10 protein-coding genes, 1 tRNA gene and 1 pseudogene are annotated in these 12,347 nt (G+C 73.7%); 7 read left to right on the top strand and 5 right to left on the bottom strand.

The genetic code is table 11. The features are described from left to right. Nucleotides 1-56: 56 nt before the first annotated feature. The gene (locus tag P3H78_RS03375; protein ID WP_276107200.1) at nt 57-1,379 is read right to left on the bottom strand and encodes a M6 family metalloprotease domain-containing protein; all 1,323 of its coding nucleotides are present in this window, start codon (nt 1,377-1,379) and stop codon (nt 57-59) included. A gap of 402 nt (nt 1,380-1,781) precedes the next feature. Between P3H78_RS03375 and P3H78_RS03380 the strand changes: the two genes are divergently transcribed. Further along, complete coding sequence (locus tag P3H78_RS03380) at nt 1,782-3,830, top strand: putative bifunctional diguanylate cyclase/phosphodiesterase (protein ID WP_276107201.1); 2,049 nt, start codon at nt 1,782-1,784, stop codon at nt 3,828-3,830. A 266-nt stretch (nt 3,831-4,096) separates the two neighbouring features. On the opposite strand, the pseudogene P3H78_RS03385 reads toward P3H78_RS03380, so the two are convergent. The 3 genes and pseudogenes from P3H78_RS03385 to P3H78_RS03395 form a co-directional block, all read right to left on the bottom strand. Beyond that, a pseudogene (locus tag P3H78_RS03385) lies at nt 4,097-5,082 on the bottom strand (IS5 family transposase). A 75-nt stretch (nt 5,083-5,157) separates the two neighbouring features. Then, on the bottom strand, nt 5,158-6,255 hold the full coding sequence (locus P3H78_RS03390; RefSeq protein ID WP_276107202.1) for an LLM class flavin-dependent oxidoreductase: 1,098 nt from the start codon (nt 6,253-6,255) through the stop codon (nt 5,158-5,160). 95 nt (nt 6,256-6,350) lie between these two features. Next, a complete protein-coding gene (locus tag P3H78_RS03395) occupies nt 6,351-7,079 on the bottom strand; it encodes a maleate cis-trans isomerase family protein (protein WP_276107203.1) in 729 nt (242 codons plus the stop codon). Nucleotides 7,080-7,381: 302 nt separating this feature from the next. Here P3H78_RS03395 and ehuB point away from each other — a divergent pair, with 302 nt between their 5' ends. The 6 genes from ehuB to P3H78_RS03425 all read left to right on the top strand — a co-directional run bounded on the left by ehuB (nt 7,382) and on the right by P3H78_RS03425 (nt 11,747). Continuing rightward, the gene (ehuB, locus tag P3H78_RS03400; RefSeq protein ID WP_276107204.1) at nt 7,382-8,314 is read left to right on the top strand and encodes an ectoine/hydroxyectoine ABC transporter substrate-binding protein EhuB; all 933 of its coding nucleotides are present in this window, start codon (nt 7,382-7,384) and stop codon (nt 8,312-8,314) included. Beyond that, nucleotides 8,311-9,060: an ectoine/hydroxyectoine ABC transporter permease subunit EhuC gene (ehuC, locus tag P3H78_RS03405; protein WP_276107205.1), complete on the top strand. Its 750-nt coding sequence runs from the start codon at nt 8,311-8,313 to the stop codon at nt 9,058-9,060. The genes ehuB and ehuC overlap by 4 nt, the downstream gene beginning before the upstream one ends. Continuing rightward, nucleotides 9,057-9,707, top strand: a complete 651-nt coding sequence (gene ehuD / locus P3H78_RS03410) for an ectoine/hydroxyectoine ABC transporter permease subunit EhuD (protein ID WP_276107206.1) — start codon at nt 9,057-9,059, stop codon at nt 9,705-9,707. The genes ehuC and ehuD overlap by 4 nt, the downstream gene beginning before the upstream one ends. Beyond that, nucleotides 9,697-10,485 (top strand): ectoine/hydroxyectoine ABC transporter ATP-binding protein EhuA, encoded by a 789-nt coding sequence (ehuA, locus tag P3H78_RS03415; protein ID WP_276107207.1) that lies wholly within the window; start codon nt 9,697-9,699, stop codon nt 10,483-10,485. The genes ehuD and ehuA overlap by 11 nt, the downstream gene beginning before the upstream one ends. 195 nt (nt 10,486-10,680) lie before the next feature. Further along, nucleotides 10,681-11,439, top strand: a complete 759-nt coding sequence (locus tag P3H78_RS03420) for an IclR family transcriptional regulator (protein WP_276107208.1) — start codon at nt 10,681-10,683, stop codon at nt 11,437-11,439. Between the two features lie 231 nt (nt 11,440-11,670). After that, nucleotides 11,671-11,747, top strand: a tRNA-Lys gene (locus tag P3H78_RS03425). A 67-nt stretch (nt 11,748-11,814) separates the two neighbouring features. Here the strand turns inward: P3H78_RS03425 and P3H78_RS03430 are convergent. Beyond that, a complete protein-coding gene (locus tag P3H78_RS03430) occupies nt 11,815-12,282 on the bottom strand; it encodes a hypothetical protein (RefSeq protein ID WP_276107209.1) in 468 nt (155 codons plus the stop codon). Between the last annotated feature and the right edge of the window lie 65 nt (nt 12,283-12,347).

Raw genomic sequence — 12,347 nt, forward strand, 5'->3', positions numbered from 1 at the left:
TCGCGGTACACGCGAGCGGTCTCGCCATCTTCGTATGCGCCCTCGCCGTTCGCGGCTCATCCGGGCGTGATCTCGACCGTGTAGGCGCCGGAGGGCGTGCGGGACTCCACCTCGACGCGGACCCCGTCACCCGGCACGGTGAAGGTCTCCCCCTCGGCGACCGGGGCGTCCGCGAGCGGCGGATAGACCGAGGTCTCCCAGCAGGCCGAGGAGTGCGGGTGGGCGTCGACCACTTCGACGGGGCCGCCGCCGGACTCCGCGCCGCTGCGCACCCGGTACACCAGCACGCCCTGGCGGCACCCCTCGGAGTCGACGCCCAGCGAGGTCCGCGCCTCGAAGGCCAGGGCGCTGTCGCTGCCGGTCCGCACCACCGCCAGCTTCGTCCCGTCGCCGGTCCCGAACGCCGGCGCCCCGGCCGTGGCGACCGGAGCGCGCCCCGCGTCCGCCGGGCCCTCCTCCACCGGCTCCAGCGTCAGCCGGGTCGTCCCGGTCCCCCGTACGCACGCCACCTGGCGGGGGTCCAGCCAGCCGAGCCGCCACTTGTGCCAGGCGAAGAAGTCCGGGGACAGCGCGAACTGGCTGCCCATCAGGTCCCAGTCGCCGACGTAGGTGTCCCAGTCGCCCTTGCCGTCCGCGGGCCGGTGGTACAGGTCGGGCAGGTCGAACACGTGGCCGGTCTCGTGGGCGAGCACCAGCCGGTCCGGCGGGTGCCGCTCGAAGACCGTCACCACCCGGTCGATGTCGGTGCCGTCGGCGTGCAGCGGGGTGTCCAGGTTGACGACCTTCGTGGCGTCGGAGTCGACGCCGGGCGCGTCCGGGTCGGCCACGAAGTAGACGACGCCGAAGCGCGAGAAGTCGACCTGCGGGTCGGCCGCCGCGACCGCGTCGCGCAGGTAGGCGGCCCGGTCCCGGGCGTCCCAGTCCCGGTGTATCGCGTACGCGGTGGACGGCTTCGGCATCCGGATCCAGTGCGGCACGGGGTGCGGGCGCAGGGTGAACCGGCCGTACGACGCCTGCGCGTAGAAGCGGCTGGTCGCGGGGAAGTGGTCGGCGGTCAGTTCGGCCGGCGTGGTGTGCGGGGTGGAGTCCGGGAAGGACAGGAACACCAGGACGGCGTCGAGCGGGTGGGTGGGCCGGGTGTAGGAGGCGTTCCAGGTGTCGACGCCCTCCGAGTGGTGTGCGTCGCTGCGCTGGAGTGCGCAGGCGGCCGCCGAGAACGGCTCGGCGACCGAGGGCCCGCTCAGGATCGACGTCGCCGCGACGGCGGACAGGACCGTGAACACGGCCGCCGCGCTGCGCAGTCGGCGCCACGCTCCAGCCCCGGCGCACCCCGGGAGCCACCCACGGCCGGGGGCCTTCGGGGGGAGCTGACGCGGCACGGACACCTCCGGGAGCGGTTCGCGGGGACACCGCATCCAGACTGTGCGAGTTTGTCTATGTACGCCCTGTTTGTCTGCACCGGAAGGGTGAGAGGACTCCGGCCCGTGGATCCCCTCGCCACCCCGGCGTGGAGAAGCGACACCCCCGGACCACTCACGGAACGTCACAAGTGGTCGACCGGCTCAAGAACCCGGCCAGGTGTGGGCAGAAACGATCTGCCACCGGGGCGGGTCGCCGAGGGAGGCCGGGAAGTGGCTGGAAGGGGTCGCGCGCAAGCCTCTATGATCGGCACACTTTGGTGGCACTTTCCTGCGCGGACACGGGCCGAGCGGTCGATCGTCACCCGGTCGGCCAACCCGACGAGACCGATACGAACACCGAGTGCACTGCGGGAGCGAGCAGTGAGCGGAACGTCCGAAGGGCCGACGCCCGCGGCAGACCTCATCCGGCCGACCGTCACCGGGAGTGACATCTCGGGTCCTCCGGGTGCCGGGCCGGCCGGGTCCGTCCCCGGTGAGCCGCCGGCCGGCGCCGCCGTCCGCGTCGCCGCCGCGATCCGTCCGGCGGGCGCCGCCGTCACCGGCTTGGCGGAACCGCCCCCCACTTCTCCGGCGCCCCCGGAGCCCCCGGCCGGGCCGGAGGACACCGCCTCGGCTGCGGGCGGGCCGGCGGACACGGCCGGGACGGCGTCCGGTCCGCCGGAGGCAGCCGGTCCGGAACCCGTCCGGGCCGCCTTCGCCGCGGCGCCCCTGGCGATGGCCGTCGTGGACCGCGAGGGCCTGGTCGTCAGCGCGAACGACTCCTTCGGCCTGCTCGTCGGGGCGGTCCCCGCCGAACTCGCCGGGCAGCCCGCCGCCGACCTGGTCGACCTGGTGTCCGACGCCCGCACCTGGCACGCCTACCACGAGGTGCTGCACGGCAGCCGGTCCCGGCTGCGCTGCACCCGGCGCCTCAAGCACCCCGACGGCCACGGGCTGTGGGTCCAGGTCACCCTCGTGCCCCTGGCACCGCCGGCGTCCGGCACCCTGCTGCTGTCCGTCGCCGACGTCAGCGCCCGGCGGGAACTGCAGGCCCGGCTCCGGCACTTGCGGATGCACGACCCGGTGACCCGGCTGCCCAACCGCACCCTCTTCTTCGAACGCCTGTCGGCCGCGCTGGAGGCCGGGGCCGGAGAGCAGGGCGGGACCGGCCGGATCGGCCTGTGCTACCTGGACCTGGACGGCTTCAAGGCGATCAACGACACCCTCGGCCACCACGTCGGGGACCGGCTGCTCGCCGCGGTGGCCGAGCGGCTGAACGCCTGCGCCGACGCGGCGGGCCACGGCCGGACGAGCGCGCCCCTGGCCGCCCGCCTCGGCGGGGACGAGTTCGCGCTGCTGGTGGAGGACTCCACCGGCACCGAGCATCTCGCGGCGCTCGCCGAGTCGGTGCTGACGGCGCTGCAGAGCCCGTTCGAGATCTCCGGGCGGCGCCTGTCGGTGTCGGCGTCGATCGGCGTGGTCGAGCGGCACGCGGCCGGCACCACGGCGACCGCGCTGATGCAGGCCGCGGACACGACGCTCTACTGGGCGAAGGCGGACGGCAGGGCCCGCTGGACCCTGTTCGATCCGGAGCGCAACGCGCACCGCATGACCCGCCAGGCCCTGGTCTCCACGCTCCGCGCGGCGATCGACCGCGGCGAGTTCACGCTGGAGTACCAGCCGCTGGTGGGCATGGGGGACGGGCGGCTGCGCGGGGTGGAGGCCCTCGTCCGCTGGCGGCACCCGCAGTTCGGGGTGCTGACGCCGAATCGGTTCATCCAACTGGCGGAGGAGGACGGGTCGATCGTGCCGCTCGGGCGGTGGATCCTGGCCACCGCCTGCCGCCAGGCCCGCCGCTGGCAGCTGGACCACCCGGGCGAGCCGCCGATCTTCGTCAGCGTCAACGTGGCGGTCCGCCAGGTCTGGGACTCCGACCTGGTCTCCGACGTGGCGGAGGTGCTCGCGGAGACGGGCCTGGAGCCGCGCCTGCTGCAGCTGGAGCTGACCGAGTCGGCCGTGATGGGCTCCGGCGGCCGCCCGATCCAGGCACTGCAGGCGCTGAACGACATGGGCGTGGGCATCGCCATCGACGACTTCGGCACCGGCTACTCGAACCTGTCCTACCTCAGCCGCCTGCCGGTGTCGGTGCTGAAGCTGGACGGGTCCTTCGTGCGGGGCTTCCAGTACGAGGAGCGGGACGGCGCCGCCGAGCACGCCAACCCGGCCGACGAGGTCGTCGTCGAGGCGATGATCCAGCTGGCCCACCGGCTGGGGCTGACGGTGACCGCGGAGTGCGTGGAGACCTCCGACCAGGCCAGCCGGCTGCGCCGCATCGGCTGCGACACCGGGCAGGGCTGGCTGTACTCCCGCCCGGTGACGGCGGATCGTATCTCCGACCTGCTGGGCGGCACCGCCTGCCGCCGCCCCTGAGTCCCGGACCCCGGGCGGGCCGGGCGGCCCGTCCCGGGTGCACCCCGGCTAGTGCTGTGGCCGGAAGGGTGTGCCGGGATGCTCGCGGCGTCCGGTGCCGGGGGCACCTCCCACGCCGTTCAGGCTGCGGGGGAGCATCGCAGGGCGGAGCGTCGCCCGCGTACGGGATGTACCCGGGTGAGGCGACGACGCAGCGAGGTGCCGTGCCGGACGCCGCGAGCCGGTGACCTTCCGGGTCGCAGCACTAGGTCCTGTCTGGAGTTTGATCATGAGTGCGGTGCGATGCTGCGGAGCCAGAGCATCGCACCGCACAGGTGGAGTCCGGCCTCGTAGCTCTGCGGGGTCTTGTCGAAGCGGGTCGCTACGCCGCGCCAGTTCCGCAGGCGGTTGATGCACCGCTCCACGGTGTTGCGTTCGGTGTACAAGCCCGCGTCGTGGCTGACGGGGCGGCCGCCATGCGAGCCGCGCTTCTTGCGGTTGGCGGCCTGGTCGACCTTCTCCGGGACCACCCCGCGGATCCCTCGTCCTCGCAGGTAGCGGCGGTTGCGGCGGGAGGAGTACGCCTTGTCGGCGGCCACCGCGTCCGGCCGGGTCTTCGGGCGTCCGACCGGCCCGCGCACCTTGATCCGCTCCAGGACCGGGACGAGCTGCGGGCTGTCGCCGGCCTGTCCGGGCGTGAGGACGAACGCCAGTGGGCGGCAGCGCCGGTCGGCCGCCAGGTGGATTTTGCTGGTCAACCCGCCCCGGGAGCGCCCCAGCTCAGCAGCCTTCAAGCGGGCGCGGTGCCGTCGGCGGGTCCGGCGCCGTTCAGTGCGGCCGTCGGCGTCGGATTGCCCCTCTCGCGGCTCTTGTTCCTTCGGGGTGCCCCCTTTTCGGACTCGACGGCCGCCTCCAGGGCCGCCAACTGCTTCGCGTCGAGGATCATCCCGGCGGCGTGGTGGTGGGCCCGAGACGTGGCGGAGTCCACGCTGACCAGGCCCATGTCGGTCTCACCGCGCGCGGCTGCCTCGGCGATCAACGCCTCCATCAGGTGCTGGAAGGCGCCCTGCCCCACCCAGATCCGGAAGCGGTCGTAAGTGCTTTGCCAGGGCCCGAACTCGTTCGGCAGGTCGCGCCAGGGGCTGCCGGTGCGGAAGCGCCACATCACCGCGTTGAAGTGTTTCCGCAGGTCGGGGATGGGTCCGACCGCGGCGATCGGGAGATGGGGCTCGATCAGGGCCCAGTGCTCGTCGGTGAGATCGTCTCGCGCCATGACTGACGATCTATCAAGACCGGGCCTCGGCGCGCAGACGATCCACCGAATCGTGATCCGAACTCCAGACAGAACCTAGGCCGGTCCGGCCACCGGGAGGCCGTAGGCGTCGGCGAGCAGCTCGTAGGAGCGCAGGCGCAGCTCGCCGCTGTGGGCGTTGCCGGTGATCATCAGCTCGTCGGCGCCGGTGCGCTTGTGGAGGTCGTCGAGCCCGGCGCGTACCTCGTCGGCGGTGCCGTGCACCACGTTGGCCGTCCAGGAGGAGACGAACTCCTCCTCCATGGGGCTGAAGTCGTACGCCTCCGCCTCCTCCGGGGTGGGGACGAGGCCGGGGCGGCCGGTGCGCAGCCGGACCATGTTGAGCGCGGCGGCCCGCACCTGGCGGCGGGCCTCCTTCTCCTCGTCGGTGGCGAGGGCGGCGACGCCGATCAGGGCGTAGGGGGCGTCGAGGACCTCGCCCGGCCGGAAGGACTCGCGGTAGAGGTCGAGCGCCGGGACGGTGTTGTGCGCGGAGAAGTGGTGGGCGAAGGCGAAGGGCAGCCCGAGCGCGCCGGCCAGCCGGGCGCTGAAGCCGGAGGAGCCGAGCAGCCATATCGGCGGGCGGTGCGCCGACTGGACGCCGCCGGGGGAGGTCGCCTGGACGGGGCCGGGCACGGCGTGGATCCGGGCGTAGGGGTGGCCGTCGGGGAAGTCGTCGTCGAGGAAGCGGGTCAGTTCGGCGAGCTGCTGCGGGAAGTCGTCGGCGCCCTCGTTCAGCCGGTCGGTGCGGCGCAGGGCGGCCGCCGTGGCGCCGTCGGTGCCGGGGGCGCGGCCGAGGCCGAGGTCGACGCGGCCGGGGGCCATGGCCTCCAGGGTGCCGAACTGCTCGGCGATCACCAGGGGGGCGTGGTTGGGCAGCATGACCCCGCCCGAGCCGAGCCGGATGCGGGAGGTGTGGGCCGCGAGGTGGGCGAGGATCACGGCCGGGGACGAGGAGGCGACGCCGGGCATGGAGTGGTGCTCGGCGACCCAGTAGCGGTGGAAGCCGCGGGTTTCGGCGAGGCGGGAGAGGGCGACCGAGGTGCGCAGGGCGTCGGTGGCCGTGCGGCCCGCCCCCACGGTGACCAGGTCCAGGACGGAGAGGGGTACGGGTGCGGTGCCGTGGGCCTCGCCGCGGATCTCGTCTGCCGACACGGGGGGTGCCTCCTGTTCGTGGCCGTGCGTTGTCCTGCCCGGAGACAACAGGAGACGGTCCCCGCGTGTTCCCCGTGCGGGTCCGCCGGGGGGTGTCAGGCCTGCACGATCGGCTCCCGGGTGAAGAGCGCGCCGAGGGCGGGGGCGTTCACCCGGCGGTCGGTCAGGCGCAGCCCCTCCCACACGGTGACCTGGTGCGCGGTGAGCACGGGCTTGCCGAGGTCCTTCTCCAGCGCGGTGAGGTGGGAGGCGGTGTGCAGGGCGGTGTCGGTGAGGAGGACCGCGTCGGCGCCGGCGGTGTCGGCCTCCCGCGCCAGGGCGAGGATCTCCGTCTCGCCCCAGGCGGCCGTCTCCTCGGGTGCGAGGGGCCCGGCGCCGTGGGCGGCGACGACCTCCAGCCCCGCGGCCCGCAGGAAGTCCGCGACGAGGGAGCCGGTGTCCGCGCCGCCTGTGGTGGCGACCGCGACCCGGCGCGCGCCGACCTCACCGGCCGCGTGGACGAAGGCGAAGGCGGTCGCGGAGGCCGGCATGCCGGCCGCGCGGGCCAGCGACCGGACGCGTTCGTGGGCGCCGTCCCAGCCGTCGGCGAAGCCGCCGCCGGAGCAGGCCGACACCACCGCCTCCGCGCCGGACAGCCGCAGCCCCTCGACGCCCGCGGCCGGTCCCGGCGCGCCGCCCGCCCCGCGGGAGGCGCTCGCGCGGCGCGGGTCCTCGGCCGGGGTGTGGACGAGGTCCACCCGGATGTCGCTGCCGAGGAGCTGCTCGATGCGGGGGTAGTCGTCCTCGGCCAGGTGGCCCGGGTAGAGGACTCCGAGTGCGGTCATGTCCAGCCTTCCTGCTGTCGTGGCGGCGGTACGGGCCGGTGCGGGCCGCGTGGGGCGGCGGCGCGGTGGCCCCCTGGCTCGGGTACCCCGTCGGCGGGCCGCCGCCCCCGTTGTGACCGGGTTGGCCGAGGGGTGCCGCCCGGAGACCCGCGCGACGCCCGGGCGGGACGGGTGTGCCCGCGGGCATGCGGGTGCCGCCCGCGGGCACCCGGACAGCGGGCTCGGGCGTACCCCGTGAAGGAACCGTGGGGAGACGGAAACCGTTCGGAATACCCGCGACGGGCCGGGGTAGCGACGCGCCCATGGTTCCAGTCCAGTCACATCACGACGGCGCAAGACGCCCCGCCGGCCCCGGGCTTGGCCGCCGCGCCCTGCTCACCGGCGCCGCCGCCCTGGCCACGGCCGGCGCGATCGGCGCGAGCAGCGGATGCAGCCGGGTGGCCGCCGCGGACACCGGGGACGGCGGTGACCTGCTCGGGCAGTTGCGGGCCAGGGGCACCGTGCGCCTCGGCATCGCGGGCGAGCAGCCCTACGGCTACATAGGCAAGGACGGCGAGGTCACGGGGTCCGCGCCCGCGATCGCCGCCCGCATCTTCCGCAGACTCGGCGTCGAGCGCGTCGAGCCCTTCCCGACGGAGTTCGGCTCGCTCATCTTCGGCCTGAACTCGCTCCAGTTCGACGTGGTCGCCGCCGGCATGTACATCACCCCGGAGCGCTGCGGCCAGGTCATCTTCGCCGACCCGGAGTACCAGATGAAGGACGCCTTCATCGTGGCCCGGGGCAACCCGAAGAAGCTGCACACCTACGCCGACGTCGCCCGGGCCGGGGCCCGCCTGGCGACCGGGATCGGCTACGCGGAGATCGACTACGCCAAGGCCGCCGGGGTGAAGCACATCGACACCCTGCCCGACCAGCTGGCCGGTCTCCTCGCCGTCGAACAGGGCCGGGTGGACGTCTTCGCGGGCACCGCCGTCACGGTCCGCAACGTGGTGCGGCAGACCCGCAGCACCAAGGCGGAGGCGACCGGCGAGGTCACACCGCTGGTGGACGGCAAACCGGTGGTCGACGCCGGCGGCTTCGCCTTCCGCAGGCCCGAGCGCAACCTGCGCGACGCCTTCAACCGGGAGCTGCACAAGATGAAGCGCAGCGGCGAACTGCTCCAGGTCATGCGGCCGTTCGGTTTCACCGAGCAGCAGATGACGAAGCTCACGGCCGAGGAGAAGTGCCGGTCATGAGCGAGATCAGTCCGGGACTCTGGGGGATCCTGCTCCACGGGGTGTGGGTCACCGTCCAGTTGACCGTGTTCAGTGCCGCGCTCGGCGCGGCCGTCGCCTTCGCCGTGGGCCTGGCCCGCACCCACCGGCTGCGGATCGTGCGCATCGTCTCCGGCGCCTACTTCGAGCTCTTCCGCGGCACCTCGGCGCTGGTGCTGATGATCTGGGTGTTCTTCGTGGTGCCGCTCACCCTGGGCTGGCAGCTCGTGCCGATGTGGGCCGCGGTGCTCACCCTCGGCTGCACCTACGGCGCCTACGGCTCCGAAGTCGTCCGGGGCGCGGTGGCGGCGGTGCCCCAGGGGCAGCGGGAGGCGGGCGTGGCGCTCGGCTTCACCCCGGCCCAGCGGCTGCGGAAGATCGTGCTGCCGCAGGCCTGGCCCGAGATGGTCCCGCCCTTCAACAACCTGCTGATCGAGCTGCTGAAGGGGACCGCCCTGGTGTCGGTGCTCGGCGTCGGCGACATCACCTTCGGGGCCCAGCTGGTGCGCAACGCCACCGGCCGGAGCGCGCCCGTCTACTCCGTGGTCCTCGTCATGTACTTCGTGCTCGCCTTCCTCCTCACCCGCGCCATGCGCCTGGTGGAGCGCCGGGCCAAGGCCGGCGTCGGGCGGGGTCCGTCCCCGGAGCCCGCGGCGGCCGCGCAGTCCGGCCCGGACCGGCGGCGTGACGCCGCCCCGAGCGCGTCGGCCCCCGGAGGTGCGTCGTGAACTGGAACTGGTCCACGCTGGACGACTTCCTGCCCGCCTTCGGGCACGGCCTGCTGGTGACGCTGCAGGCCCTGGTCCTGGGCACGCTGATCGCGTTCGCCCTCGGCCTGGTCTGGGCGCTCGCCCAGCGCTCGCCGCTGCGTGCCGTGCGCTGGCCGGTCACCGCGGTCACGGAGTTCATCCGCAACACCCCGCTGCTGGTGCAGCTGTTCTTCTTCTTCTACGTCCTGCCGGAGTGGGGCCTGACCCTGTCGGCGATGGCCACGGGCGTGATCGGCCTGGGGCTGCACTACTCGACGTACACCGCGGAGGTGTACCGCGCCGGCATCGACGGCGTGCCGGTGGGCCAGTGGGAGGCGGCGACCGCGCTCAGCCTGCCCCGCTCGCGCACCTGGACCGCGGTGGTCCTCCCCCAGGCGCTGCGCCGCGTCGCGCCCGCCCTGGGCAACTACGTCATCGCGATGCTCAAGGACTCGCCGATGCTGATGACCATCGGCGTGCTGGAGATGCTCGGCCAGGCCCGCCAGTACGGTTCGCGGACCTTCCACATGAACGAGCCGATCGTGGCCGTCGGCATCGCCTTCATCCTCGTCGCCTACCCCGCCTCCCTCCTCCTGCGAGCCCTGGAGCGTCGTCTTGCCCGCTGACACCGCACTTCCGAACCCGGCCGGCGCCGCCCCCGCGGGCGGCCGGGAGCTGATCCGCCTCGACCAGGTCACCAAGCGCTTCGGCGGCACCACCGTGCTGGACCGGCTCGACTTCACCGTGGACCCCGGCAAGCACGTCACGCTGATCGGCCCGTCCGGCTCCGGCAAGACGACGATCCTGCGGCTGCTGATGACGCTCACGAAGCCCGACGAGGGCACGATCACCGTCGACGGGGAGCAGCTCTTCCCGGCGTCGGAGAAGGAGCGCCGCGAGGCGCGGAAGAAGATCGGGATGGTCTTCCAGCAGTTCAACCTGTTCCCGAACATGACCGTGCTGCGCAACATCACCGAGGCGCCCGTCACCGTCCTCGGCCTGTCCCGGGACGAGGCGGAGGTCCGGGCCCGCGAGCTGCTGGACCTGGTGGGCCTGGCCGACAAGTGCGACGCCCGCCCGACGCAGCTGTCCGGCGGGCAGCAGCAGCGCGTCGCCATCGCCCGGGCGCTGGCGATGCGGCCGCGGGTGCTGCTCCTGGACGAGGTGACCTCCGCGCTCGACCCGGAGCTGGTCGCGGGCGTGCTCGACCTGCTGCGCGACATCGCCCGCAGCACCGACATCACGATGCTCTGCGTGACCCACGAGATGAACTTCGCCCGTGACATATCCGACCAGGTGCTGATGTTCGACGCGGGCCGGGTCATCGAGTCGGGCCCTCCGGAGAAGCTGTTCGGCGACCCGGAACAGGAGCGGACGCGGGAATTCCTCAGCGCCGTGCTCTGAGTCCGGGCGGCGCCCCGGACATCGGCCGAGGTCCGCGCGCCGGGTCGTGACCCTGGCATGTGCCAGGGGTCCGGCAGCGCGGGCCACGGGGGCACATTCTCGCCAACACCCGCTCCGCTCAGGGCGTTTGCCCGTTATCGTGGGAGTGATTCGCCGATCGGATCACGGCCCAGGAAGCGAGCGCAGGGGGAAACCGTGGCGCTGATGCACGAGCCGACCGCCCCGCACCACTCGGTGCAGGACGCCCTGCGCGTCCTGGAGACCGTGGCGCAGCGACCGGGCGGGGCGACCACCGGCCTGCTGTCCCGCTCCACGGGCCTCGGCCCCGAGCGGCTCGGCGCACTGCTGCGGATGCTGCGCCGGGAGGCGTACGTGGAGCAGGCCGCCGACGGCGCCTACGTCACCGGGGACGCCCTGACCCGCCTCGCCTCGGCCCACGGGCGGGCCGAGGCCCTGCGCGGGCAGCTCCAGCGGAACCTGGACCGGCTGCGCGACTCGGTGGGCGCGGCGGTCTACATCAGCCGGTACGTGGACGGCGAGGTGGAGGTCACCCAGTACGCGGACGGTCCGGCCACCCCGGCGGTCAACGAGTGGGTGGACTTCCGGCAGTCGGCCCACGCCACCGCGGTGGGCAAGAGCCTGCTGACCCAGCTCGACCACGACGGCCGCCGCGACCACCTCGCCCGGCACCGGCCGGCCCGGCTGACCTCGCGCACCATGACCAGCGACAGGCTGCTGCTGGCCCGCCTGGAGGCACAGCCGGCCACGGTGCCGGTGCTCGACCTGCAGGAGTACGCGATCGGCACGGTCTGCGCGGCCGTGCCGATCACCGCGGGCTCCGCGGTGGGCTGCCTGGCGCTGTCGCTCCCCGTCGAGCACGCCCACCGGCTGCGGAGGGCCGCCGACGAGCTGAACCGCAGCGCGGCACCGGTACTGCTCTCCCTGACGCTTTAGGGCCTCTCTTTCGGATCTTGCCGGGGGACGCGGGGTCTGGCACGACCCCATGGCAAGGCGCCGCCGGCGGAAGCCGACCTGATCCGAAAGAAAGGCCCTGGGCCCCGGGGCCCGCCCCGCGGACGTCCTCGGGCCCTCCGCGCCGCGGCCGCGGGGGTGGTCGGGAGCACTCCCGGGGACCGGGTATTATTTTCTTCGTCGCCGGCCGCGTGAGCGGACGGCGGGAGTCATGCGCCGCTAGCTCAGTTGGTTAGAGCAGCTGACTCTTAATCAGCGGGTCCGGGGTTCGAGTCCCTGGCGGCGCACCACCGAAGGAGCCCCCTCGCGCGAGCGAGGGGGCTCCTTCGTCGTCGCGGCGGCGGCGTGGGGGACGCCCTAGAAGCCCGGCGAGTCCCCGCCGGTGAAGACGACGGAGTAGGTCGCCATGAAGGCGACGCAGAACGCGACGACCGTGCCGAGGACGGCGAGGGTGAACAGCGTGAGAAGCGCGCTGTGCACGAGCCTGGGCCGCTGCGCCGTGGCGACGACGTCCTCCCGGCCCTCGGCGTAGTGGACGGTGACGGTGTCCCCCTCCAGCACGGTCCCCGGGCCGCCCTCCTCCTCGAACCGCACCCGCACTCCGTCCCGTGAGGTGAACTCGTACACGTGGCGCAGCACGGTGCTGACGGAGCTGTGGTGGCCGCCGCCGCGGGCGGTGGTGTACACCCGCAGGCAGCGGCCCTCGGCCGTCAGGCCGTCGGCCCACACGCGCCGCAGCCGCGCCCAGCGGCGCACCGCGCGGTAGGCGGCGTACAGGGCCGCGGCCGCGATGACGGACGGCAGGGCGTAGAACACCACATCCATGAAGATCCCCCGAGGTCGGTGCGCCGGCCCCCCGGCCGCCGTGGCAGGAAGCTACCCGGCGGGGC

Source organism: Streptomyces tropicalis, from assembly GCF_029269835.1.
Lineage (GTDB): Bacteria > Actinomycetota > Actinomycetes > Streptomycetales > Streptomycetaceae > Streptomyces > Streptomyces tropicalis.